The 23770-nt window shown below is 68.3% G+C and carries 27 protein-coding genes; 19 read left to right on the top strand and 8 right to left on the bottom strand.

The genetic code is table 11. The features are described 5' to 3' along the window. Positions 1-33 precede the first annotated feature (33 nt). A complete protein-coding gene (locus tag LSI54_RS06275; RefSeq protein ID WP_241470792.1) occupies positions 34-900 on the bottom strand; it encodes a potassium channel family protein in 867 nt (288 codons plus the stop codon). Positions 901-1037: 137 nt separating this feature from the next. On the opposite strand from LSI54_RS06275, the gene LSI54_RS06270 reads away from it, so the two are divergent. From LSI54_RS06270 to LSI54_RS06220, 11 genes are all read left to right on the top strand, one after another. Further along, on the top strand, positions 1038-2330 hold the full coding sequence (locus LSI54_RS06270; RefSeq protein ID WP_241477968.1) for a DUF418 domain-containing protein: 1293 nt from the start codon (positions 1038-1040) through the stop codon (positions 2328-2330). Positions 2331-2364: 34 nt separating this feature from the next. Then, the gene (locus LSI54_RS06265; protein WP_241477967.1) at positions 2365-3276 is read left to right on the top strand and encodes an ABC transporter ATP-binding protein; all 912 of its coding nucleotides are present in this window, start codon (positions 2365-2367) and stop codon (positions 3274-3276) included. Next, positions 3273-4175 carry an ABC transporter permease gene (locus tag LSI54_RS06260; RefSeq protein ID WP_241477966.1) on the top strand — a complete coding sequence of 301 codons (903 nt, stop codon included), beginning with the start codon at positions 3273-3275 and terminating at the stop codon, positions 4173-4175. Before LSI54_RS06265 ends, LSI54_RS06260 begins: the two co-directional genes overlap by 4 nt. Next, complete coding sequence (locus LSI54_RS06255; RefSeq protein ID WP_241465696.1) at positions 4168-5589, top strand: sensor histidine kinase; 1422 nt, start codon at positions 4168-4170, stop codon at positions 5587-5589. The genes LSI54_RS06260 and LSI54_RS06255 overlap by 8 nt, the downstream gene beginning before the upstream one ends. 121 nt (positions 5590-5710) lie before the next feature. Next, on the top strand, positions 5711-6517 hold the full coding sequence (locus LSI54_RS06250) for a response regulator transcription factor (RefSeq protein WP_241478042.1): 807 nt from the start codon (positions 5711-5713) through the stop codon (positions 6515-6517). A gap of 48 nt (positions 6518-6565) precedes the next feature. Continuing rightward, the gene (locus LSI54_RS06245) at positions 6566-7885 is read left to right on the top strand and encodes a M18 family aminopeptidase (protein WP_241465697.1); all 1320 of its coding nucleotides are present in this window, start codon (positions 6566-6568) and stop codon (positions 7883-7885) included. A gap of 212 nt (positions 7886-8097) precedes the next feature. Continuing rightward, the gene (gene rpsF / locus LSI54_RS06240; RefSeq protein ID WP_241465698.1) at positions 8098-8397 is read left to right on the top strand and encodes a 30S ribosomal protein S6; all 300 of its coding nucleotides are present in this window, start codon (positions 8098-8100) and stop codon (positions 8395-8397) included. 56 nt (positions 8398-8453) lie between these two features. Next, positions 8454-9050, top strand: coding sequence for a single-stranded DNA-binding protein (locus tag LSI54_RS06235; RefSeq protein WP_241465699.1), 597 nt, complete (start codon positions 8454-8456; stop codon positions 9048-9050). Positions 9051-9164: 114 nt separating this feature from the next. Further along, positions 9165-9404, top strand: coding sequence for a 30S ribosomal protein S18 (rpsR, locus tag LSI54_RS06230; protein WP_036475751.1), 240 nt, complete (start codon positions 9165-9167; stop codon positions 9402-9404). A gap of 33 nt (positions 9405-9437) precedes the next feature. Further along, positions 9438-9890 carry a 50S ribosomal protein L9 gene (gene rplI / locus LSI54_RS06225; protein WP_241465700.1) on the top strand — a complete coding sequence of 151 codons (453 nt, stop codon included), beginning with the start codon at positions 9438-9440 and terminating at the stop codon, positions 9888-9890. A 222-nt stretch (positions 9891-10112) separates the two neighbouring features. After that, the gene (locus tag LSI54_RS06220; protein ID WP_241477965.1) at positions 10113-11234 is read left to right on the top strand and encodes an LLM class flavin-dependent oxidoreductase; all 1122 of its coding nucleotides are present in this window, start codon (positions 10113-10115) and stop codon (positions 11232-11234) included. Positions 11235-11293: 59 nt separating this feature from the next. Here the strand turns inward: LSI54_RS06220 and glsA are convergent, their stop codons facing one another. Beyond that, positions 11294-12304: a glutaminase A gene (gene glsA / locus LSI54_RS06215; RefSeq protein ID WP_241465702.1), complete on the bottom strand. Its 1011-nt coding sequence runs from the start codon at positions 12302-12304 to the stop codon at positions 11294-11296. A gap of 679 nt (positions 12305-12983) precedes the next feature. After that, positions 12984-13766 (bottom strand): alpha/beta fold hydrolase, encoded by a 783-nt coding sequence (locus LSI54_RS06210; protein WP_241476398.1) that lies wholly within the window; start codon positions 13764-13766, stop codon positions 12984-12986. 84 nt (positions 13767-13850) lie between these two features. On the opposite strand from LSI54_RS06210, the gene LSI54_RS06205 reads away from it, so the two are divergent. Then, entirely contained in the window at positions 13851-15416 is a 1566-nt protein-coding gene (locus LSI54_RS06205) for a peptide synthetase (RefSeq protein ID WP_241477964.1), read from the top strand. Continuing rightward, positions 15413-16774, top strand: coding sequence for a replicative DNA helicase (gene dnaB / locus LSI54_RS06200; protein ID WP_342357750.1), 1362 nt, complete (start codon positions 15413-15415; stop codon positions 16772-16774). The genes LSI54_RS06205 and dnaB overlap by 4 nt, the downstream gene beginning before the upstream one ends. On the opposite strand, the gene LSI54_RS06195 is transcribed toward dnaB, so the two are convergent. Together LSI54_RS06195 and LSI54_RS06190 are read right to left on the bottom strand one after the other, a co-directional pair. Beyond that, positions 16771-17745, bottom strand: coding sequence for an SDR family oxidoreductase (locus LSI54_RS06195; protein ID WP_241465705.1), 975 nt, complete (start codon positions 17743-17745; stop codon positions 16771-16773). The two genes, dnaB and LSI54_RS06195, sit on opposite strands and share 4 nt — an antisense overlap. 93 nt (positions 17746-17838) lie before the next feature. Continuing rightward, positions 17839-18096, bottom strand: a complete 258-nt coding sequence (locus LSI54_RS06190; RefSeq protein ID WP_241476399.1) for a hypothetical protein — start codon at positions 18094-18096, stop codon at positions 17839-17841. Here LSI54_RS06190 and LSI54_RS06185 point away from each other — a divergent pair. Further along, complete coding sequence (locus tag LSI54_RS06185) at positions 18089-18508, top strand: hypothetical protein (RefSeq protein ID WP_241477963.1); 420 nt, start codon at positions 18089-18091, stop codon at positions 18506-18508. The genes LSI54_RS06190 and LSI54_RS06185 overlap by 8 nt on opposite strands. 75 nt (positions 18509-18583) lie before the next feature. Here LSI54_RS06185 and LSI54_RS06180 read toward each other — a convergent pair whose 3' ends face one another. The 3 genes from LSI54_RS06180 to LSI54_RS06170 form a co-directional block, all read right to left on the bottom strand. Beyond that, positions 18584-18766: a hypothetical protein gene (locus LSI54_RS06180; protein WP_241465708.1), complete on the bottom strand. Its 183-nt coding sequence runs from the start codon at positions 18764-18766 to the stop codon at positions 18584-18586. A gap of 124 nt (positions 18767-18890) precedes the next feature. Next, complete coding sequence (locus LSI54_RS06175; RefSeq protein WP_241477962.1) at positions 18891-19550, bottom strand: pyroglutamyl-peptidase I family protein; 660 nt, start codon at positions 19548-19550, stop codon at positions 18891-18893. Positions 19551-19611: 61 nt separating this feature from the next. Beyond that, the gene (locus LSI54_RS06170; protein WP_241476401.1) at positions 19612-20958 is read right to left on the bottom strand and encodes a galactokinase; all 1347 of its coding nucleotides are present in this window, start codon (positions 20956-20958) and stop codon (positions 19612-19614) included. A 38-nt stretch (positions 20959-20996) separates the two neighbouring features. Here LSI54_RS06170 and LSI54_RS06165 point away from each other — a divergent pair, with 38 nt between their 5' ends. The 5 genes from LSI54_RS06165 (at position 20997) to LSI54_RS06145 (ending at position 23680) form a co-directional block, all read left to right on the top strand. Continuing rightward, positions 20997-21131, top strand: a complete 135-nt coding sequence (locus LSI54_RS06165; RefSeq protein ID WP_304653871.1) for a hypothetical protein — start codon at positions 20997-20999, stop codon at positions 21129-21131. A gap of 91 nt (positions 21132-21222) precedes the next feature. Next, on the top strand, positions 21223-22473 hold the full coding sequence (locus LSI54_RS06160; RefSeq protein ID WP_241477961.1) for a pirin family protein: 1251 nt from the start codon (positions 21223-21225) through the stop codon (positions 22471-22473). 214 nt (positions 22474-22687) lie between these two features. Further along, positions 22688-22903, top strand: a complete 216-nt coding sequence (locus LSI54_RS06155) for a hypothetical protein (RefSeq protein ID WP_241477960.1) — start codon at positions 22688-22690, stop codon at positions 22901-22903. Between the two features lie 58 nt (positions 22904-22961). Continuing rightward, the gene (locus LSI54_RS06150; RefSeq protein ID WP_241470780.1) at positions 22962-23354 is read left to right on the top strand and encodes a YidH family protein; all 393 of its coding nucleotides are present in this window, start codon (positions 22962-22964) and stop codon (positions 23352-23354) included. Further along, positions 23354-23680 (top strand): DUF202 domain-containing protein, encoded by a 327-nt coding sequence (locus LSI54_RS06145; RefSeq protein ID WP_241465713.1) that lies wholly within the window; start codon positions 23354-23356, stop codon positions 23678-23680. The genes LSI54_RS06150 and LSI54_RS06145 overlap by 1 nt, the downstream gene beginning before the upstream one ends. Positions 23681-23770: the final 90 nt, after the last annotated feature.

Below are 23770 nucleotides of genomic sequence, written 5' to 3'. Positions count from 1 at the left end.
TCAGCTCGTGTCCCGGCAGGCCTCCGACGGCGATCAGCGGCCGCTGGAGTGGTCTGCGGCATAGGCCGCGAAGATCTCATCCAGGTCCCTGCCGGGGACGAAGCTGGGACTCAGCGTGGAGCCCAGCTGGTCCAGCAGTGAGTCGAGCCGGGCTGCGCTGATCCGCACCTCGAGCGAGCCGCTGTCTGCCGCGGCTCGACTCAGCGCGAGGGCATAGGGCAGGTGCTGTGAGATCGACACGGCGGCCGAGTCGACCCGGAAGTAGTAGGTCTCGCTGTGCTGGGTGAGGTCCACACAGATCTGCGCGATCTGCTCCGACAACCTGTCGAGCTCGGTCTGGACCGCAGAGGGGGCCAGCGCGGAGAGCTTCTCCAGAAATCCGGATTCTTCCAGCGCGTTGAGCATCAGTGCTGCCGTCCGCCGACGGAGCAGCGGCGGATAGATCTGCATGAACCAGGTGAGCGCTCCGGTGAGCAGAGCGAATCCGGTGAGTCCCTGGATCGGAGCCACCAGCCGCAGCCACGGCTCCACGGCGACCACATCGCCGAATCCGAGCGTCGCCAGCGAGACCAGCGAGATGTAGAGCGCCTCGGCGAAGGTCGAGTAGTCGCCGGGGTTCACGCCATCGGCATAGAGGAGCCCGGCAGGGACATGCGGGTAGTAGATCAGCGCCCAGCCCACCCCTTGGATCAGCACCCACAGCATGATCACGGCGACCATCGTGCCCGGACCGAGCGCGCAGCTCAGTCGGCGTCTGGTCGCCCGGTCGATCTTCCATGTTGCGGAGAAGACCAGGCTGCTCAGCGGACCTGACCCGCGGGGGTGCAGAAGCTGGTGAAACATGTCCCAGAGGCCCACCAGGATCACGACGATTCCGGTGATGGTCAGTATGGTGCCCAAAGAAACTCCTGAGACTTGATGGTGTCTGGTGACCCTATAGCCCCACCTCCTCCTCCGGGCCTGCGTGCTCCACCAGAAGGATCGTGTCCAGCGGATTCAGGTGGGGCGATACGCGCAGGTCCCGGTATTTTGGGGGGATGGAGAGACTTCACGCCGTCGACGCGCTGCGCGCCCTGGCCCTGCTGGGGATCCTGTCCGTCAACATCTGGTACTTCGCCTTTCCGGAGAACCTCACCGGCGGCGGGCGTTCCGCCGGGCTGACCGAGGGCGCCACCGGAGCGGACGCAGGGGCGCTCGCCGGTGCTGACCAGTGGGTGGCCTTCGCCGCCACGGCGATCTTCGAGGGCAAGTCCTATGTGATCTTCTCCCTCCTCTTCGGACTCTCCTTCGTGCTGCAGTGGAGCTCCGCGCATCGCGCCGGAGTCAGCGAGGTCTCCCGCTCGCAGCGTCGCTTCACCGCACTGGCGATCCTCGGGGTGCTGCACGGGATCTTCCTCTTCGTCGGCGACATCCTGCTGGCCTATGCCGTGCTCGGCTTCGCGCTGCTGGGCATGCGCAGGATCAGCACCCGCGCGGCGGTGCTGCTCGCCGCCGCGCTCTGGGCCGTGGTGGCGCTGGCGATCCTCGGCCTGGGCGCGCTGACCTGGTGGCTGGAGTCTTCCCCGATGATGGACGCCGCCGCGATGAGCCCCGAGGCGATGGAGAGCTCCGGACTGATCCTGGCCGGCGAGGAGGCCCGCGGGGCCTATGCCGGCGGGCTGGGCAGCTACCTGGCCTTCCAGCTCAGCGCCTACGCGCTGGTGGCGCCCTCGATGCTCCTGGTGCAGGGACCGAGCGCCTTCGCCGCGTTCCTGCTCGGACTGGTGATCGGACGGGCCCGGGTGCTCGAACGCATCATCGCCGGAGAGATCACGACGACGCGGCTCGTCTCGATCATGCTGCCCGCTCTCGTGGTGGGAGGTGCGCTCAGCGTGACCGCCGCCTGGATGGTCTGGGGCGGGGACGCGAGCGCCGGCGGACTGGGCACCGACACCCTCAGCGCCGGGCTGATCTTCCTCGCCGGACCGATACAGGCCACCGGCTATGTGCTCGCGGCGCTGCTGATCCTGCGCCACCGGGCATTCGGCTGGCTGGTGCGCGTGCTGGCCCCGGCCGGGCGAATGTCGCTGAGCAACTACCTGGGCCAGTCCCTGGTGCTGGCGCTGCTCTTCTCCGCGCTGGGCTCGCCGTTGGGCCTGGGACTGGCCGGAGAGCTGAGCGCGAGCCAGGTGGGCGCCGTCGTCGTCGTGCTCTGGCTGGGACAGCTCGGGCTCTCGCACCTGTGGCTGCGATTCTTCGACCGCGGACCCGTGGAAGCTCCGCTGCGCGCCTGGACCTACGCCGTCACACCGTTTCCCGTGAAACCGGCGCAGAGTCATCCTTCAGCCTGATGCGCCCCGCACCGCGCGGACCTAGCGTGGAGGCATGATCACAGCCAGCGGACTGAGCAAGACCTACGGTGAGCGAACCGCGGTGGACGGGATCAGCTTCGCGCTGGAGCCGGGCCGGGTCACCGGCTTCCTGGGTCCCAACGGGGCCGGGAAGTCCACCACCATGCGGCTGGCCATGGGGCTGGACCGCCCCAGCGCCGGGCAGATCACGATCAACGGCAGACCCTTCGCCGAACACCGCTCACCGCTGCGCGAGGTCGGGGCGGTGCTCGACGCCCGAGCGAGCCATCCGGGGTGGACCGGGGAGCAGCAGCTGCGCATCCTGGCCGCCACCCACGCCATCCCGAAGACCCGGGTCCAGGAGGTCATCGAGATGACCGGGCTCAGCTCCGTGGCCTCCCGGCGGATCAAGAGCTACTCCCTGGGGATGAGTCAGCGGCTCGGCATCGCCGCGGCGATGCTGGGAGACCCCGGGGTGCTGATCTTCGACGAGCCCATCAACGGTCTGGACCCCGAAGGTGTGCGCTGGGTCCGCCAGCTGGTCCGCCGGCTCGCCGCCCAGGGCCGGACCGTGTTCATCTCCTCGCACCTGATGTCAGAGATGGCACTGACCGCTGATCACCTCATCGTGCTCGGGCAGGGGCGGATCATCGCCGATCAGCCGCTGGGGGACTTCATCGACGGCACCGGGGAGACCCGGGTGCTGGTGCGCACCGAGGACTCCCAGGCGCTCATGGCCGCCCTGGCCGGAGCCGGCATCACCCTGGTCTCCCAGGATGCCGAGACCTTCGAGGTGCGCGGCATGGATGCCCGAAGCATCGGCCGTCGGGCGCTGGAGCTGGGCGTGGTGCTCCACGAGCTGACCCCGCTGCACTCCTCCCTGGAAGAGTCCTATCTCAAGCTGACCGGGGACTACGTCGAACACCGTTCCGGAGGACTCAGATGAACCCCAACACCTCCCGCGCCCCGGGAAGCACCGACCCCGCCACCGAGGACCTTCCGGCTGCAGACGCCGCAGCCGCGGCGCTCGGCTCAGCCGAGGTGAGCTTCTCCCGGGCGCTGCGCGCGGAATGGCTGAAGCTGACCAGCCTGCGGCTGAACTGGTGGCTCTGCCTGGCCGCCTTCGGGCTGATGACCATCACGCTGATCGCCACCGTGATCAGCACCCGCTACCTGCTCTCCGACCCCTCGCTCCAGGGCGCCGGTGCCCAGCTGACCGGACTCGGCCTCTTCGAGAACGCCTTCTCCAGCTTCACCCTGGTCACCCTGCTGATGGGTGCGCTCGCGGCAGTCGCGATCACCACCGAGCACGCCTCGGGCTCGATCCGGTCCTCGCTGGCCGCAGTGCCGAACCGCACCATGTTCTTCACCGCCAAGCTGCTCGCGGTCTGCGGCTTCATCGCCGCGATCACCGCCGCGCTGATGGCGCTGTGCCTCCTGGTCCTGCTGCCGCTCGCCGGCTTCCATGACGTGATGCCCGCGCTGCTGGAGCCCGAGCTCTGGTGGATGGTGCTCAGCCACTGGGCGGTGGTGATCATCATCGCCTCGATCGGGTTCGGTCTCGGCGCGCTGCTGCGCAGCACCGCCGGGGCGGTGGTCGGCTACTGCCTGCTGCTGTTCAGCGGACCGATCATGCTGGGTCTTCTGCTGGCGCTCACGGACGGTGCCCGCTGGGTCGAGGAGCTGATGCGCTTCGAGATCTTCGCGCTGCAGCGTCAGTTCATCGCCGGCAGCGCCTCGATGGCCACAGGCCTGTCGGTGCCCCTGGCCGGCACGCTGCTGCTGGTCTGGGCCGGCGTGGTCCTGATCCCGGGATGGCTGCTGTTCACCCGACGTGATGCCTGAGCCCGGGGTCGCCCGGCTCGGTAGAGTCGATGCCGTGATCACCCCGGCGCTGTCTGAATCCCCCGCAGGGCAGTCGATGCCGCCTGGCTTCGAGGAGCTCGCCATCGTCCGCCGGCGCGGCCTGCGCGGATGGTTCCGGCGGCATCCGAAGTGGATGAACGCGGTGGTCGTCGGTGTCTATGTGTTGCTGACCCTGTGGGTCTACCCCTACGCGTTCTACGATCTGGGCAGCGGCGCGCTGTGGCTGCTGAGCGGCTACGTCGTCATCGCGGCGGCCCTGTGCTTCCGCCGCTCCCGCCCGCTCACCGTGCTCGCGGTCGTCGCCGGGGCCGAGGCGGCGCTGCTGCTCTTCTACCCCTGGCAGGGCGTGCAGATGTTGGGACTGTGCTTCGCCGCCTACGCCGTGGCGCTCCAGCGCGGGCTGCTGGTGGGGTTGATCACCGGGCTTCCCGCCACCGTGCTGGGCTATCTGTCGTTTCTGCGCATCGACATCTGGACCTCCAGCCACGGGCCCAGCTGGTGGATGGAGAACTACTACCATCCGATGGGACTCAGCGAGTTCGAGTCGCTGAGCATCTTGGCGGTCACGATGTTCTTCAGCGTCGGAAGCTCCGCCGGCATCGGCGCGGCCGTGCGCCGCGGCCGCAGCCATGAGCAGGAGGTCCTGGAGTGGGCCCGACGCAGCCAGCAGCTGGCCCAGGTGGCCGAGCGCAATCGGATCGCCCGGGAGATGCATGACGTGATCGCCCATTCCCTCTCGGTGATGATCTCGCTGGCCGACGGTGCCCGGATCGTGGCGCGCAAGGATCCGCACCGCGCCGGAGAGGTCCTGGAGGAGCTCTCCGGGACCGGCCGCACCGCGCTGGGGGACATGCGTCGGGTGATCGGGGTGCTGCGCGAGGGTCAGGACGTCGGGGCCGCCCGGCGCCCGATCGGAGAATCGCTGGAGGACCTCTACGAGAACTTCCGCCAGGCGGGCCTTCCGCTGACCGTGAGCCTCACCGGACCCTCCCTGCCCGAGGACGCCGGCTTCGGCCTCACCGTGCACCGGATCATCCAGGAATCGCTGACCAATGTGCTGCGCTATGGCCGCCAGGTCACCGAGGTGTCGGTGCAGATCGAGCACCGCCCCGGCCCGGATCCGGAAGAGGCCCGGCGGCTGCGCGGCGAGGGACTCAGCGCCGCGGACCAGGCCGCGCTGGGGATGCCCGCCGCCGGGCAGGTGGTGCTCACGATCACCGATGACGGAGTGCACCCCACCCATGGGGAGCGCCGCGAATCGGTGGGCAGCGGGCAGGGAATCCACGGCATGGAGGAGCGCGCCGGCTTCTACAACGGCTCGGTCTACGCAGGCCCGGCAGCGCGCCGGGGCTGGATGGTGCGCGCGGTGCTGGAACCGCCGCAGAAGGGATGACCAGGTGAGAAACATCGACGACGACGACGCCGCACGCCCACCGCGCACCGACGCCGCACGCCCACCGCGCACCGAGGCCGCACCGCCCGAGGCGGAGCCCAGGACGGGTCCGCTGAAGGTGATGCTGGTCGATGACCAGCACCTGCTGAGGATGGGCTTCCGGCTGATCCTCGAGGGCGAGGAGGATCTGGAGGTCGTGGCCGAGGCCGCGGACGGGCTCGAGGCGCTGCAGGTGCTGCAGGCGCTCACCCCGGCGCAACGTCCAGACGTGGTGCTCATGGACGTGCGGATGCCCCGGATGGACGGCATCGAGGCCACGACGAAGGTGGTCGCGCAGTTCCCGCAGACCCGGGTGATCATCCTGACCACCTTCGACCTGGACGAGTACGCCTTCTCCGGGCTTCAGGCCGGCGCCAGCGCCTTCCTGCTCAAGGACGTCACCCCGGAGGACCTGGTCCACGCCGTACGGGTGGTGGCAGAGGGCGACGCGGTGGTGGCCCCGCGGATCACCCAGCGGCTGCTGGAGGTCTATCTGCGCGGCGGGGCCCCGACCGAACCTGCAGCACCGGAGCGCCCCGGCGCCGGGGCGGCTCGCGGAGCGCGCGGCGGTGCCCGGACTGCCCGGACTGCCCGGACTTCCGGGACTGTCGGGGCTGCCGGCGATGCCGTCAGACCCCTGCCCGATGGGCGAGCGATCGCTGAGGCGATGGATGACGGAATCCCGCGCGAGCCGCTGACCCAGCGTGAGACCGAGATGCTCTTCGCCGTCGCGGAGGGCCTCTCCAACGCTGAGATCGCGGCGAAGTTCTTCCTCTCCGAGGCCACGGTCAAGACCCACGTGCGCCGGATCCTGACCAAGCTGCAGCTCCGAGACCGGGTGCAGGCAGTGGTCTATGTGTTCCAGACCGGACTCCTCGGGCCGCTCTAGTGCCGCTCCGGCTCCGCGGAGTCGGGGCCGCTGATTAGGATGGCGGGCATGACAGCACAAGAGCTCATCGAAGATCTGGCCGCCTACGTGAGCGCCTCGCCCTCGTCGTATCACGCGGCGGCCGTGGCGGCGCAGCGCCTGGTCAGCGCCGGATTCACGCAGCTGGGCGAGCATCAGGACTGGCCCACCGAGCCGGGTCGCCATGTGGTGGTCCGTGACGGCGCCGTGCTGGCCTGGGTGGTGCCCACCGGCGCCGCACCCACCACCCCGCTGCGGATCCTCGGTGCCCACACCGATTCCCCCGGGTTCAAGCTCAAGCCCAAGTCCACGCTGATCAGCAATGGCTGGCTGCAGGCCGGCGTCGAGGTCTACGGCGGACCGCTGCTGAACTCCTGGCTGGACCGTGAGCTTTGCCTGGCCGGGCGCCTGGTCACCCGTGACGGGGCCACTCACCTGGCGGCCACCGGCCCGGTCGCCCGGATCCCGCAGCTGGCCATCCACCTGGACCGTCAGGTCAACGAGGGACTGAAGCTGGGCAAGCAGGCGCACACGAGCCCGATCCTGGGGCTCGCCGGCTCCACCGAGCAGGCCGCGGCCGCCGACGTGCTGGCCCTGCTGGCGGAGTCCGCCGGGGTGGACCCCGCCCAGGTGGACGGCTACGACGTGGTGCTCGCCGACGCCCAGGCGCCGGCGACCTTCGGTGCGGCACAGGAGTTCCTCGCCTCGAGCCGACTCGACAACCTCTCCTCGGTCCACGCCGGGCTCAGCGCCCTGATCGGGACCGCCGAGGAGGCCGAGACCGGTGCGGTCATTCCGATGCTCGCCGCCTTCGACCACGAGGAGCTGGGCTCGGCGTCGCGCTCCGGTGCGGCCGGGCCGTTCCTGGAAGAGGTGCTGGGCCGGATCTATGAGGGGCTCGGCCGTGCGGCGGGCCAGCCCGGCGCCACCGCCACCCAGCGGGCGCAGGCGCTGAGCGCCTCCTGGCATCTCTCCAGCGACGCCGGACACGCGGTGCACCCGAACTACTCCGAACGCCATGACCCGGCGAACCGCCCGCTGCCCAACGGCGGTCCGCTGCTGAAGATCAACGCCAACCAGCGCTACACCACCGATGCCCCGGGGGCGGCGATGTGGGCCCAGGTCTGCCGCGCCGCGGGCGTCCCCACCCAGGAGTTCGTCTCCAACAACGACCTCCCCTGCGGCTCCACCATCGGCCCGATCACCGCCACCCGGCTGGGGATCCGCACCGTCGACGTCGGGATCGCGCTGCTCTCGATGCACTCGGCCCGGGAGATGTGTGGGGTCGAGGACGTCGAGCATCTGCGGGACGCGGTGGCGAGCTTCTTCACCACCGAGCTGAACAGCTGAGCTCGCCCTCGACCCCACACGCGATCTCCACAGCTGAACAGGCCCGTTCGTCACGCTGGCGCAAAGCCGGTATCATGATGCAGGTTGTCTGACCTGGTTTCATCCTGCCCTCATGCCGAGGGTCGGACGGACGGGCTCAGATGCAGATGCAGATAGACCCTCCTGTTACGGAAATCCCGTGACCGCAAGGCCAAAGGAGGTGGGTTAACACAATGCGTCACTATGAACTGATGGTGCTCGTCGACCCCGAGGTTGACGAGCGCACCGTGGAACCGACTCTCGGCAAGTACATGGAGGTCGTCAAGAAGGACGGCGGCACCGTGGACAACGTCGATGTCTGGGGCCGTCGCCGCCTGGCTTATGAGATTCAGAAGAAGACGGAAGCGGTCTACGCCGTCGTCAACTTCCACTCGACTCCCGACGCCGCCGCCGAGCTCGACCGACTGCTGCGCCTGAACGAGACGATCATGCGCACCAAGATCACCCGACCCGAGGAACAGAAGATCGAATAATCCTCCAGGTGGTCCATCCACCTGTCAGGGCGAACCAGCAACCAAGGAGCACTTCCATGGCCGGCGAGACCATCATCACCGTTGTAGGCAACCTGACGGCAGATCCAGAGCTCCGCTTCACCCCTTCGGGTGCCGCGGTCTCCAACTTTGCCATCGCGTCTACGCCGCGGTTCTTCGACCGTCAAGCAAACGAGTGGAAGGACGGAGAGACTCTCTTCGTCCGCTGTTCCCTGTGGCGTGAAGCCGCAGAGAACGCCGCTGAGTCACTCACCAAGGGCACCCGCGTGATCGCGCAGGGCCGCCTGAAGGCTCGGTCGTTCCAGACCAAGGAGGGGGAGAACCGCACCTCCTGGGAGCTCGACGTCGATGAGATCGGTCCCTCGCTGCGCTTTGCGACTGCCAGCGTCCAGCGTTCGAGCGGCGGCCAAGGCGGCCGTCCGAGCGGCGGAGGCGGCTTCGGCGGAGGCAACACCGGCGGCAACGCCGGCGCGGCCTCCGGCGGCGGCTTCGGTGGAGGAGGCTCCGGCGGCGGCGCGTCATCCGGCGGCTCCGGCGGGTGGAGCAACGACTCCGCTCCGCAGGATCCGTGGGGCGGCCAGCCCTCCGGCGGCGGAAGCTGGGGCACCCCTGACAACAACGAGCCACCGTTCTGAGCCTGAGAAGCGCCACGCGCTCCTCAAGCCCGCGAACAGCGGCTTGAACTCACACACTATTCACCATCCCGCATCCCACAGGTGCGGGCTCCGAGAATGAAAAGGAGCACCACGATGGCAAAGGCTGAACTCAAGAAGCCAAAGCCCAAGGCGAACCCGCTGAAGGCTGCTGACATCACGGTCATCGACTACAAGGACACCGCTCTGCTGCGGAAGTTCATTTCCGACCGAGGCAAGATCCGCGCACGCCGGGTGACCGGCGTGACTGTCCAGGAGCAGCGAAAGATCGCCCAGGCGATCAAGAACGCTCGCGAAGTCGCACTGCTGCCGTACGCCGGCGCAGGCCGCGGCTGATCCAGGACTGACTGGGAAGGAAAGGAACAACCCATGGCAAAGCTCATCCTGACTCAGGAAGTGACCGGTCTCGGCGCCTCCGGAGATGTGGTCGACGTCAAAAGCGGCTACGCACGCAACTATCTGTTGCCGCGTGGCTTCGCAATGGCCTGGACCAAGGGCGGCGAAAAGGATGTGGAGCGCCTGCGCTCCGCTCGCAAGGCTCGCGAGATCGCAACGGTCGAGGAAGCACAGGCAGTGGCCACCAAGCTGCAGTCTGCCCCCGTGAAGATCACCGTGAAGACCGGCGACTCCGGTCGCCTGTTCGGAACCGTCGGTTCCGCACAGATCGCCGATGCAGTCGAGGCCTCCGGCCTGGGCTCCATCGACAAGCGCACCGTCGAGATCCCCGCACGCATCAAGGCAGTCGGCAACTACAAGGCGACTGTCCGCCTGCACGCTGATGTCTCAGCGACCCTCGACCTTCAGGTCGTCGGCTCGAAGTAAGCAGCACGCAGCATCCCAGCCGTTCGCGGCTGAGACCTGAGAAAGCCTCGGACTCCTTCAGGAGGCCGGGGCTTTCTCGCGCCGCGGGCGCATTCTCCGAAGGTTGGCGGGCCTCCGGAGCGGGGAATGCCGAATGGCGGGTGCCGGTTATGGTTGATGTCGTACAAATTTCAATCAGTGGCCGGCACGGCAGGGTCACCCAGGACGGCGCAGGGAGCAGCCATGCAGTTCGGCGTATTCAGCATCGGCGACATGACACCGGATCCGACCACCGGTCGGGTCCCCACCGAGCACGAGCGCATCAACTCGCTGGTGGCCATCGCCAGACGCGCCGAAGAGGTCGGACTCGACGTCTTCGCGGTCGGCCAGCACCACAACCCGCCCTTCGTGGCACCGGCCAACCCGCCGATCCTCATGGCCTACCTGGCGGCGCAGACGCACCGGATCCAGCTCTCCACGGCGACCACGCTGATCACCACCACCGATCCGGTGCGCATCGCCGAGGACTACGCCTTTGCCCAGCATCTTGCCCAGGGGCGGGTCGACCTGACCCTGGGACGTGGGAACACCGGCCCGGTCTACCCCTGGTTCGGCAAGGACATCCGCGCAGGGATCCCGCTGGCGGTGGAGAACTACGCGCTGCTGCACCGGCTCTGGCGTGAGACCGAGGTCGACTTCTCCGGGCGCTTCCGCACTCCGCTGCAGGGATTCACCTCCACGCCGCGTCCCCTCGACGACATCCCGCCCTTCGTCTGGCACGGGTCCATCCGATCCCCGGAGATCGCGGAGCAGGCGGCGTACTACGGGGACGGCTTCTTCCACAACAACATCTTCTGGAACAAGGAGCACACCGGGCGGATGATCGACCTCTACCGCTCCCGCTACGCGCACTACGGCCACGGGCCCGCCGAGCAGGCCATCGTGGGACTCGGCGGTCAGGTCTTCATGCGCCGGAACTCCCAGGATGCGATCCGCGAGTTCCGGCCCTACTTCGACCGGGCGCCGGTCTACGGCGGCGGTTCCTCGCTGGAGGACTTCAGCGCGCAGACCCCGCTGACCGTGGGCACCCCCGACCAGGTCATCGAGCGCACGCTGAGCTTCCGCGACTACGCCGGGGACTATCAGCGTCAGCTCTTCCTCATCGACCACGCCGGTCTGCCGCTGAAGACCGTGCTGGAGCAGATCGACCTGCTGGGGGAGGAGGTCGTCCCGGTCCTGCGGCGAGAGGTGGCCGCCCGCGCCCCGCAGAGCACCCCTGAGGCGCCTACGCACGCGGTGCTGGTCCGACGGCGCGCTGAAGGCCGAGACCCCGTCCCAGGAGGCGGCAGAGGGGCCGCCGCCTGACCCTGGGCCGAGCCCGAGAACTCGGGGTGGCCTGCGGCGGCTGAGCCTGAAGGTTCAGCTCAGCTGCGGCGTTCCAGTTCCTCGATGACGTTGATCCGCTCATTGCTCATCAGATGCAGCGAGAGCTCGTTGGAGAGGTGCTGGAACATCGCCACGCCCTGGACGCTGCTGCCCTCGTCATTGAGCCGCGGCGCGAAGGAGGCGATCCCGACCTGGCCGGGGAGCACCCCGATGATGCCGCCGGAGATCCCTGACTTCGCCGGAATGCCGATCTGGGTCAGCCAGCGTCCCGAAGCGTCGTACATGCCGCAGGTCGCCATGATCCCCAAGGTGGTGCGGGCAGATTCGGCCGAGACCACGCGCTGACCGTTCTCCGGGTTGATTCCGTTGTTCGCCAGCGTGGCGGCCATCCGGGCGATGTCTTTGACGTTGACCAGGATCGAGCACTGGTCGATGTATCCGCGGACGGCTTCATCGGGCTCGGTGTCCAGCGAGCCGTGGGACTTCAGCATGTGGGCGATCGCCATGTTGCGGTATGCCGTGGAGTACTCCTCCTCCGCCGCGTCCCAGTCGATCTCGAGTGCGCGTCCGGCGAAGGCCGACATGCCGTCGAGGATCCGGGTGGTCCGGCTGCGCACCTCTGAGGTGCGCGACGCGCTGTCCCGGCCACCGGGATGCTCCTCATGGCTGGTGTGGTCCACCAGGTGGTGCGTCGCGATGGCCCCGGCGTTGATCATCGGATTCAGCGGGCGCCCGGTGCCGCCTTCGAGGGAGAGCTCGTTGAAGGCCTCCCCGGAGGGCTCCATGCCGACCATCTCGCGTACCCGGTCCAGGCCGATGTCATCCAGCGCGAGGGCATAGACGAAGGGTTTGGAGATCGACTGGATGGTGAACAGGTGCTCGTCGTCGCCGGCGGAGCATTCCTGGCCGTCTGCGGTCGCCAGGGCCAGCGCCTGCAGGTTCTCATCGGCGTCGCGCAGCCGGGGGATATAGGCGGCAAGCTTGCCGCTGACATCCGCACTGGACTCCTTGAGGACCTCGCGGAGGTACGTGTTGATCGATTCTTGCACCGGGCGGCTCCTCGGGGTTGGTCTCCCCACGCTACCCGCTGGGAGCTGGGGATCTGCTGGACGGGTTCTCACCAGGGTGTGGACAACTTGTGGAAAACAGGGCGACGGAGGGGCCATACACCTAACGGCGGGGTTACGGCAAGGCGACGGAATGGTGGAAAAACTGGTATCTCTATTCCTGCGTGCACAGGTGAGTTGCTACAAAACTGCACCTCAGTGGAGATATCTACGGGTTATCCAACTGTTATCCACAGCTTCCTGCACATGTTGTGCACAAGACACGCCGCATAGTCCACATTTACTCCACAGGCTGCAGCATTTCGCTCTATTGCCCCTGCCGGGCTCGGGACCTAAAGTGTGGAAAGTCCCTCGGACGTGAATATTGGCTGGGCCCCGCCCAGCGCGCATTCACGCGGCGCCGCAGTCAGCGGCGGGAGCGGAGACACGGGGCCGGGAAGCGTTTCGCCGGCCGTCCCGTGGTCGTCGTGTCCGAGGCCTCGGAGAATCCGAGGAGATCCTGGTCCCCGCACCTCTGCGCTCCGCTGCAGGAGGCCGAGCGGCAGGATCTGAAGGCACATCGGGTCGCCGGGAGACCGGCCAAGGGAAGGGGATCACGCGCTCATGGCTCGTGATCCTGCTGCGTCCCCCGGCGATCCGATCTCCGCCACAGGCCTGGGCCTCACACGGGGTGTGCGGCGATGAACCGTGACACCCGGCGCGGCCAGGTACCCAGCTCCTCCGGGGTCTCGGCGATCTGCAGCTGCGAGTTCGGGATCAGCTGGTGCAGCTTCTCAGCGGTGGAGACCGGGTGTGCGTAGTCATCCACCCAGGCCAGGAGCAGCGTGGGAACCGAGAGCTCGCCGATCTGCTCAGCACCGGGAAGATCGCTGACCCCGGCCCCGCGAAAGATCGAGGGCAGCAGCTCCTGGCTGACTGCCGGGACGCGCTCCTTCGGCCGGTCCGCCAGGGCGGGCGGCGGAAGCACCTGTCGGCCCACCCGCACGAAGGCCCCGATCCCGTGATCCTCCACCAGTTCGGCCGACTTCTGGTAGGTCGCCGCCTGCCCGGCACGGGTGGCCCACGCGGTGGGGGGCACCATCAGGGTCAGCGTGGCAAAACGGTCGGGATCGCGCAGCGCGGCATAGAGCAGCGTCGCGGCGCCCATCGAGGGTCCCGCGGCGTGCACCTTCTGTCCGGGGGCGAGCTCATCGAGCAGCTCGAGCAGGTCATCGGCGAGCCGCGGCCAGACATAGTCCTCAGGCACGGCGCGCCCGGTGGAGGAGCCGTGTCCCCGCGCGTCGTAGCGAAGGACTCGGCAGTCTTCGAGGCTGAGCGTCATGTCCAGACCGGCGCGCTGCTCGCGCGAGGCACAAGAGGTCAGCCCGTGCAGCTGGACGAAGATCGGACCGTCGCCGGAGATCTCATAGGCGAGCTTCGCCCCGGCTGTCTGGAAAAGCCCCACGGTCTTCGACTCCTGAGTCTCAGGTGAACAACAAGTTGCGCTGGAAACATCCAGGCGAACTGAACGCCATCTACACTACGCCGTATGCGCTTGACCAATGTGGCACAGATGCACGCCAGGCCCGGACGTCTGTCCAGCTACTCGGTGGTGGCCCAGCTCGCCGTCGACGATGCGGCGGGGCGGACCTCCGACGTCGGCTTCGGGGCGGGACTCCCGGGAGCCGGGGCGCAGGCCCCCGATCCCCCCGGCGGGCTCCCGGTGTCGTTCGACCAGAACCGCCATGTCAGCTTCGGGTCCCGACCCGGATCCTGGATGGCGGTGTCCTTCCAGCTCGACGGTCCCGCTTCCCTGGACGAGATCGCCGCCGCCTGGCAGGTGGTGATCCAGCGCCACGGGACGCTGCGCACGGTCTTCGACTGGCGGCCCGAGCATTCCCCGCGCCGCAGTGACACGCATCACTCCAACACCGGGCCTGGCGGAGATTCCGGCGGACCGGTCAGTGATCTGCTGCTGCGCGAGGTCGCGATGCTGCCCGGCACCTGGGAGCAGCTCTCTGCTCCCGAGCGGCCGCGCCGCCCGATCAGCTTCAGCGTGGATCGCGGTGCGGCGCTGAAGACCGCGCACCTGGCCGCGCCGAGCAACCAGCTCAACGCGGCGGAGGTCAAGGCCGCCCTGCGCGCTCATTTCGACGCCGTCTGCGATCCATTCGGCACGCCGTCGCACCGGCTCTGCGTGATCGACGACGGTGAATCCGCGGCTGTGCGGGACACCGCCGGGTCACCACAGATCGTCATCGGCTCCGATCACGCCCACGTCGACGCCTGGTCCCTGCTGGTGCTGGTGCGGGACTTCAACGCCGTTCTGAACAACCTGCGGGCCGGCCGTCCCGCGGCACATGAGCTCCCGGTGCCGGAGTCCTTCGCGGCGCACACCACCGCGATGGAGGCCAAGCCGTTTCCCCCAGAGGAGATCGTCACCCGGTGGCGAGAAATCCTGGAGGCCGGAGGTGGAGTGATGCCGACCTTCCCGCTGCCGCTGGGGGATATCTCGCTGCCGGTGAGTGAGAAGGTCGAGGTCCGCGACGTGCTGGACTCCGCGGAGCTCAACAAGCTCGAGGCCCATGCCAGGGAAGAGGGGGTCAGGCTGATCGCCGTCGCGGTCTCGGTGATGACCCGGATCTTCCGCGAGCTGGGCGACCAGCCGCTGCGCACGGTCTTCCCGGTGCACAGCCGCGATGAGCCGCGCTGGTTCGACTCGGTGGGCTGGTTCATCACCAATGCGGTCCTGGAGAACGAAGACGACAGCCTGCGCGGCAGCTATCAGGCGGTCAAGGAGGCGATCCGGCTGGGCTCGCATCCGATGGCACCGATCATGCGGCCCTACGGCGGGATGCCCGCCGAGCCGGGGATGTTCGCGATGAGCTGGCTGGATCATCGCCGACTGCCGATCAATGTGGACGAGGCGCTCAATGCTCAGCACGTCTCCGCGGTGGTCCAGACCGACGGGGTGATGATCTGGTTCGTGGTCAACGAGACCGGACTGCATCTGCGCTGCCGCTATCCCGATACTCCACAGGCTCGCGAGACGATGCGCACCTGGCTGGATGCGGTGGTCGAAGGACTGCGTGCACCGAGTATCGTGGAGGGGTGACTACCGAGCTCTACAACACCGGATCCCCCGCAGGGGTGGACTCCCGCACGCCCCCGCAGGACATGGTGGCGGAGCAGTCAGTGCTCGGCGGCATGATGCTCTCCAAGGACGCCATCGCCGACGTCGTGGAGGTCCTGCGCGGCTCGGACTTCTACCGACCCGCGCATGAGCTGATCTACGACGCGATCATCGATCTCTACGGCCGCGGCGAGCCCGCCGACGTGGTCACCATCTCGGATCACCTGACCAAGCGCGGCGAACTTCAGCGCATCGGCGGCCCGGCGTACCTGCACAACCTGGCCCAGTCGGTGCCCACCGCGGCGAACGCCGGCTTCTACGCGGAGATCGTGCGCGAGCGCGCCATCCTGCGCCGACTCGTCGACGCCGGCACCAAGATCGTCCAGCTCGGACACACCGCCGACGGTGAGGTCGAGGGCATCGTCAACCAGGCGCAGTCTGAGATCTACAACGTGGCGGAGAACCGGCAGAGCGAGGACTATGTCTCACTCTCCGAGATCCTGGGCCCCACGATCGACGAGATCGAGACCAACTCCGCCCACGACGGGGGACTCACCGGCATCCCCACCGGGTTCCGCGAACTCGATGACCTGACCCATGGCTTCCACGGCGGACAGATGATCATCATCGCCGCTCGTCCGGCCATGGGTAAGTCCACCCTGGCGCTGGACTTCGCCCGCGCCGCCGCGGTGAACAACAAGATGACCGCAGCCTTCTTCTCCCTGGAGATGGGGCGCAACGAGATCGCGATGCGTCTGCTCTCCGCAGAGTCCCGGATCCTGTTCTCCGACCTGCGCAAGGGCAATATCCGTGATGAGGACTGGGAGAAGATGTCCGAGGCGGTGGACCGGCTCAATGACGTGCCGCTGTTCATCGATGACTCCCCGAACATGTCGCTGATGGAGATCCGGGCCAAGTGCCGCCGGCTCAAGCAGCGTCACAACCTCAAGCTCGTGGTGCTGGACTATCTGCAGCTGCTCTCCTCGGGCAAACGTGTCGAGTCGCGCCAGCAGGAGGTCAGCGAGTTCTCCCGTACCTTGAAGCTGCTCGCCAAGGAGCTTGATGTCCCGATCATCGCCCTCTCCCAGCTGAACCGCGGGTCCGAGTCCCGTCCGGACAAGAAGCCGCAGGTCTCCGATCTGCGTGAATCCGGTTCGATCGAGCAGGATGCGGACATGGTCATGCTGCTGCACCGCCCTGAGGTCTATGACAAGGAGACCGAGCGCGCCGGCGAGGCCGACATCATCGTGGCGAAGAACCGTAACGGTCCCACCCGGGACATCACGGTGGCGTTCCAGGGCCACTATGCCCGCTTCCAGGACATGGCCCGCGACTTCTAGCGGTACTGCGAGGCCTCGAGCTGTGCGGCGTCGGTGGTCTCCATCTCCGTGATGAAGCTCCAGGCGTCTGGCCGGGACCCATCGACGTCGGTCAGCTCATAGTGCTGAGCCAGCTCGAAGGAACTGGTCGACCTGGTGTTCCACCCGGCCCGCGCCGGGTCTGCGGCCAGGGCCGTGATGCCGCGGGCGAGCATCGCCGGGGTCTCAGAGATGACGAACTCATACGGCGGCACCACCTCGGTCTTCCCGCGGTTGGCCTCTGCGGCGGCGCGCCAGGTCTGCTCGGTCACCCCGAAACCGTCGAGCATCATCTCTGAACGCAGCCAGCCGGGGGAGACCGAGACGGCCGTCCCGCCATGGGGCGCCAGCTCATGGCCCTGGGCGAAAGCCAGTCGATCCACTGCGGTCTTGGTCAGGTCGAGGAAGGCGTTCTCCCGGAAGTGGGAGGCGTTGTAGCGGCGGGTCCCGTCGGTGACCTCCACCACCAGGCCGCCGGGATTGCGGATGAGCAGCGGCAGGGCGCTGTGGCTGGTGTTCAGATGAGTGGTGAATCCGGTGTCGAAGAGCTTCTTCCCCGCCGCGAGGTCGTAGTCCCACAGCGCCTTGCCGAACTCCACATAGGCTTCCCCGCCGATGTCATTGACCAGGATGTCCAGACGCCCGTGATTCTCGTCGATCCGCGCGATCAGGGCGCGGACCGCCTCGATCTCGAGGTGATCCACGATCACCGGATGCGCCGTCCCGCCGGCGTCGGAGATCAGCCGCGCAGTCTCCTCCACGGTCTCGGAACGGCCGTAGTCAGACGGCGCCTCTGGGGACGAGCGGCCGGTGCAGTAGAGAACGGCCCCGGCGCCGGCGAGCTCACGAGCGATTGCGCGTCCGGCGCCACGAGTGGCCCCGGTGACCAGCGCGACCCGCCCGGAGAGGTCGAACCGTGGGGATGCAGCAGCCGATGTGGATCGTGCGGACATGACGGGCCTCCCGGAGAAGTGATCTGGTGACTGTCAGGGTCTCAGGGATTCCCGAGATTCTCCGCCGAGGGTTCTGCTGACTCGGACGAGGATTCAGAAGGAGCCGAGGATGACGTCGATGAAGGTGAATCCCAGCGTGCCGTAGAGCAGTCCGATCCACAGTGAATGGGTCAGGGACTTCCAGAACTGGCCGGTGGCGATGAGCAGTCCGAAGGCGGCCGGGGTGCAGGCCATCGCGTAGCCGCCCACCAACATCCAGAGGCCGGTGAACTCACCCAGGGCCAGCATGTAGAAGCCCACCCCGATGGTCCAGATCATGGTGAACTCGAAGAGCAGCGCGGCGATGACCACGGTGACGACCGCTGCCCAGAGATACCGGCCCCAGTCCCCGGCGATGCGCCGCAGGGCGCTGGGCTGCTTCCGCTGTGCGGACGCGGACCGGGTCCTGCCGGTTGATCGGGCGCCGCGGTTGGGCCTCGGGCTGCCGTTGGGTCGGGGGCTGCGGGAGCCGGACTTCCCCGAGGGCCGAGACGGAGCACGGGATGACCCGCCGCGCGAGCCCGCACTGCGCGAGCTCACACCGTTTCGCGAGGCTGTGCCGGCCCGTGATCCTTTGCCGGCCCGGGGAGCGGCAGAGGAGGGTCGTCGCGCCGTCGTCGCGCTCTTCTTCCTGGTCGGAACCGAGGATCTGCCGACAGGCTTCTTGGCCGCGGACTTCTTGCTGGTGCTCACAGCCTGTCAGCGTACCGGCAGTCAGGCGTGACCAGGGGACTCTCCGAAGCGGCGAGGTGAATCCACCGGGATCCTCGGGGATTCACAGCGGCTGCCCGGCGCTGGGTCAGATGCCGCCGAGGTAGGGCAGGACCAGGAGAAAGACGATCACCCCGATGCCGACGCCCAAGGTGATCGCTACGGTGGCGTCGGAATTGGACCGTCCGAGTTCAGGGGCGCGCGCGGATGCGGGTTCGGGGGCCGGGTGATCCAGCTCCCGGTGAGTGGGACGTGCGGGATGAGATGACATTCGTGCACCTCGCTTGGCAGAGCCGTACCGGGTGGATGGGAAATGCGTCCTGACCTGGAGTCTAGGAAGTATCTCTGAAAATGAGCTGGGCAGGAGGTAAACCCTGGCCGGGCAGCGCCGGAGCTCAGTGCAGCAGGCCGGCGGGCACCTGGAGATCGGGTCCCTGGTGCAGCGACTCGGTGATGAGCAGGTCCACGGCTCGCGCGGCCTGCGCGCGGCTCACCGGAGATCCCGCGCGGGACAGATCCGGGACATGGAGGAAGCCGGCGGGCACGGATGCCGGGGCCGCGTGCAGCAGCGTATAGAGCAGGCTGTTGCACACGAAGCTGCCCGCGCTGAGCGAGAGCGCCACGGGGATTCCTGCGCCGCTGATCGCGGCGTGGGCGGCCTTGAGCCGCAGGGTGGCGAACAAGGCCGGAGGCCCGCCCGGCACGACGGGCTCCTCGGTGGGCTGATGCCCGGCGTTATCCGGTATCCGGGCGTCGCGCAGATTCAGGCCGACCCGCTCCAGCCGCACCGCCTCCGTGCCGGCTGCCAGGCCCACGGAGATCACCAGGTCCGGTGCGGCGACGGCCATCTGTTCGAGCAGGAGCTCGGCGCTGACGTGGAACTCCACCGGCAGCAGCGCCGTGCGCACCGTGACGTCGCCGTGGACCTCCTGGGCCCGCAGAGCGCCTCGCCCAGCGGCCTCGGAGAGCTCGGCGACCACGTCCCAGGAGGGGTTGTGGTCCATCCCGGCGAAGGGCTCGAAACCGGTCAGCAGCACCGTGCGCGGGGAGTTCATCGGGCGCACGGATCAGCGGCGCGACCGGCGATTCCGGTGCTGCGGGCGGTCTGGGGCGAGGTCACAGCGCCTGGGCGGCGGCGGAGGGTGCGACGTCGAGCAGCCGGATGCGGCGGCTGATGCGCTCCAGCGCCGCGGTGAGCTTGGGGATCGCCGCGGGGGTGATCAGCACCAGCACCGAGCCGCCGAAGCCACCGCCGATCAGCCGGGCGCCTTCGGCGCCCTGGGCCAGCGCGGTCTCCACCACGAGGTCGGCGATGTCGAAGGAGACCTCCGCGTCGTCGCGCATGCTCATATGTCCGGCAGTGAGGATGTCTCCGACCGTGGAGGCGATGTGACGCACGCCGTAGGCCTCCCCCGAGAGCAGGTGATGCAGCTTCTCGGATCGCACCATCTCGGTCAGGGCATGGTGAAGCCGACGCCGGCAGGCCTCGACGCTGCGACCGTCGAGGGTCTCCAGCTGTTCCGCGAGCCGATCGAACTCCTCGAGCACGTGGGAGACATCGGCCTTGCGCGGCTGCTCGGGCAGCGCATCACGGAGCCGGTCGAGACCCAGCAGGCGCGTCGCGGCCTCGGCGTCTGCCCGACGATCCCCGAACTGGCCGTCGGCAAGCCGATGCGCCTCTCCGGTGTCCACCGCGATCAGTCGGTAGCCGCGCAGGATGCAGCCGATGTCCAGCGGGGTGACGCTGAAGTCCCGGCAGTCCAGCGAGAGCACCTTGCCCGGGCGGGCGCGCATCGCAGCGGTCTGATCGAGGCCTCCGGTGCCGGCGCCGACGACCTCCACCTCGGCCCGCACGCAGGCGGCGGCCAGGTCCTTGCGGTTCTCCCGGGTCAGCGCGGCGTTGAGATCCTGCAGAGGATTGTCCTGGCCGAACGGAGTGCCCAGAGCGAGGAACGCGAGGATCGAGGCACATTCAAGGGCAGCCGAGGAGGAGAGCCCTCCGCCGATGGGCAGCGTGGACACCACCAGCAGATCGGCGCCGAAGTCCGCATCGACCGCAAATGCCGGCTGGGACCTGCCCAGTTCGCGCAGCGCCCAGAGCACCCCGGAGACGTAGTGGCTCCAATGCCCCGAAGCATCCTGTCCGGAGGCGGCCGCGGCGGGTCCGATCTGGTCCGGGGTCACCGTGGTGATCCCGTCGTCGAGTGATGCGTCCAGCGTGCGCAGCCGAAGCTGGCCGTCGGTGCGCGGAGCCGCGGCGACGTAGGTGCCGTGGGCCAGGGCCATCGGCAGGCAGCGGCCGGCGTGGAAATCGATGTGCTCGCCGTTGAGATTGGCTCGGCCCGGGGCGAACCAGGTACCAGAAGCTGCCCGGCCATACTCCTGCTGGAAGCGGCTGACCAGGTCAGATTGGATCTCTTGTGGCTCGCCAGGGGCAAGCCAGACGGCATCGGTAGTTCGCACGGTGTTCCATTGTGCCAGTAACAGTGGCTTGGTGTTCCATGGGGATGACCGGCGGTGCCGCGGATTCGCCGCGGCAGCCGGAGGCGATCGCGGAGAAGGCCCACGCCTTCTGCCCCTGTTCCAAGGCCGCCCGCGGCAACACCAAGGTCGAGGTCACCGTCACCGACGACTGACGCCCTGCGCCTGGAGCGGAAACTCTGGGCTTATTGATTCAATATTGAAATACTCGACTTCGAACCCGGTCATCAGGATGAGGAGACGGCGATGAGCACCACCGAGCGCGAGCCCCAGGAACAGGTCTGCATCAACGGGCCCTACACCTTCGAGGGTCTGCGTGACGGTGTGACCCGCGCCCAGGACGGAGTCGAGCTGCTCGAGCCGCGCACGGTCCCGCTGGGCGGTCCGCGGGCGATGACCGTGCGCCGCACCCTGCCGCAGCGAGCCCGCTCACTCGTCGGGGCATGGTGCTTCCTTGACTTCTACGGCCCCGACGATCTCACCGAGGCCACGCCCATGCGGGTGCCGCGGCATCCGCACACCGGGCTGGCCACCGTCTCCTGGCTCTTCGAAGGCCGGATCGACCACATGGACTCCGCCGGAAACTGGGCCACCGTGCGCCCCGGCGAAGTGGCGCTGATGAACGCCGGCAGCGGGATCAGCCATTCGGAGTACTCCTCTGCGGACACCGCAGTCCTGCACGGCGCCCAGCTCTGGTACGCCTTCCCCGATGCGCATCGATTCGTGGAGCCGTCGCTGGAGACCCATCGCCCGGAGCCGGTCCAAGGGCCGGGCTGGGAGGCTCAGGTGTTCCTCGGTGAGCTGCTGGGCCGGCGCTCGCCGGTGAGGACCTATATCCCGCTGACCGGGGCCCAGCTGCGGCTCGAGCCCGGCACGGTGCTTCAGATCGAGGTCCCCGCGGCCCACGAGCACGGACTGCTGCGGATCTCTGGCGCGGTCCGGCTGAACGGCGCCCTGGTGGGGGAGGATCATCTGGCGGTGACCGAGGTCGGGACCACCACGCTGCGGGTGGAGGCCCTGGACGAGCCGGTCCTGGCCCTGCTCATCGGCGGAGAACCCCTGGGCGAGCAGATCGTGATGTGGTGGAACTTCGTCGGGCGCAGCCACGAGGAGATCGCGGCCTTCCGCAGCGCCTACCAGGCCGAGATGGGCTTCGAGCCACCGGCGGAGGGTTCACCGCTGCGCGACCAGGTGGGTGCGGCTGAACACGCTCCCGACGGCGACGACACAGGGGGCGACGCAGGTGACGACAGAGGCGGCGCCACGGAGGGCGGCACCACTGAACGGGCGGCCCGCGCCGATGGTTCGGAGCACCAGATCCCGGTTCCCGCCGGGGCGCTGGGGAACCCGGTGCACGGGAGGCTCCGCGATGCGCTGGCCGAGGCCCACTACGACGACGGCCGGATGTTCCCGCAGTTCGGGGACTTTCCACCCGGTCAGGCCGCGCCGCTGCCGGCCCCGGAGCTGCCCAACACGCGGATGAAGCCGCGCGGCTGAACCGGCAGGCTCAGGCGCGACAGGGTCTATCGAGCGCCATCTGCTGGCGGCGCAGACGCGCCCGAGAGGCCCAGGCCGGGAGGCGGCTCAGCACGCACATGGTGAACATCGTCGACCGCGAGGCTGTGGACGAGCTTCCCGGACTCATCACTCAGGCCCATGGGCCCGTGGACGGGCTGATCAATGTGGCCGGGATCATCCAGCCCTCCGTCCCGTGGAGGACCTCGACCTCGAGGTCATCGAACGCGTCTTGGACGTGAACTTCTGGGGCACTCTGCACATGGTCAAGGCCTTCCTGCCCGGGCTCAAGGCCCGCCCCGAGAAGGGGGATCGCGATGATCGCCAAGAAGATGAATCACCTCGTGGTGGAGGGGTCCGTGAAGGCCGCCGCCTGAACCACACAGCTCGGTCGGGGTTCTCGCCGCTGTGAAAGACTTGGGCTCGCCGACGCAGTGATGCAGCACCAGGACCAGCGAGCAGGAGGCTCAGTGAGCCAAGACCCCTTGAGCGAGGATCAACCGCGGGGACGACTGAGCTCTCGCCTGCTTGCACACGGCCAGGAGCCAGACCCACGCTTCACCCTCGCCAACGAACGCACCTTCCTGGCCTGGATCCGCACCGCCCTGGCGTTCCTCGCCGGAGGCGTGGCTGTGGAGGCCTTCGCCGCCGATGTATTCGCCGATCCCTACCGCACCGTGGTCTCGGTGCTGACGATCAGCGTGGGACTGCTGATCAGCGTGGGCGCGGCGATGCGCTGGCTCAACGTGGAGCGCAGCATGCGTCTGGGGCATCCGCTGCCGATGCCGCTGATCATCCCGCTGCTGAGCTTCGCCTCCGGGGTCGCCATGGCTGTGGTCATCGTGCTGGTGGTGCTGGACTGATGTCCCCGGCGGCGCCGATGCACGCGGATCCGGGCCTGCAGCCCGAGCGCACGGTGCTCTCCTGGGGCCGGACGATGATGCTCTTCGCGCTGGTCGGAGCGGTCTTCCTGCGCTGGCTGCCGCACTACGGGTTCTGGACCGTGGGGTTGACGCTGAGCTGCGCCGTCGTCGCCGGCGCCATCTACCTCACCCAGCGGCGGCGGTATTCGCGGCAGTCCCGGGGCATCGCGGCGGAGCGGGTGGAGGCGGACGTGCCGGCGGTGCTGGTCACGACGCTGGCCGTTGTGGTGCTCGGCATCCTGGGCCTCCTCGCGGTGCTGGCCTGAGCCGGACGCCTGACCTGGACCTTCATCGTCGGCCTGAACTCCAGCTGAGTACAGGCTGGTCCCGGCGTTGGGCTGCGCGTGCTACGTTTC

This window comes from Nesterenkonia sp. AY15 (genome assembly GCF_022565855.1).
GTDB lineage: Bacteria > Actinomycetota > Actinomycetes > Actinomycetales > Micrococcaceae > Nesterenkonia.
Note: the sequence above shows the minus strand (reverse complement) of the source record. Positions and strands in the feature narration are given on the sequence as shown.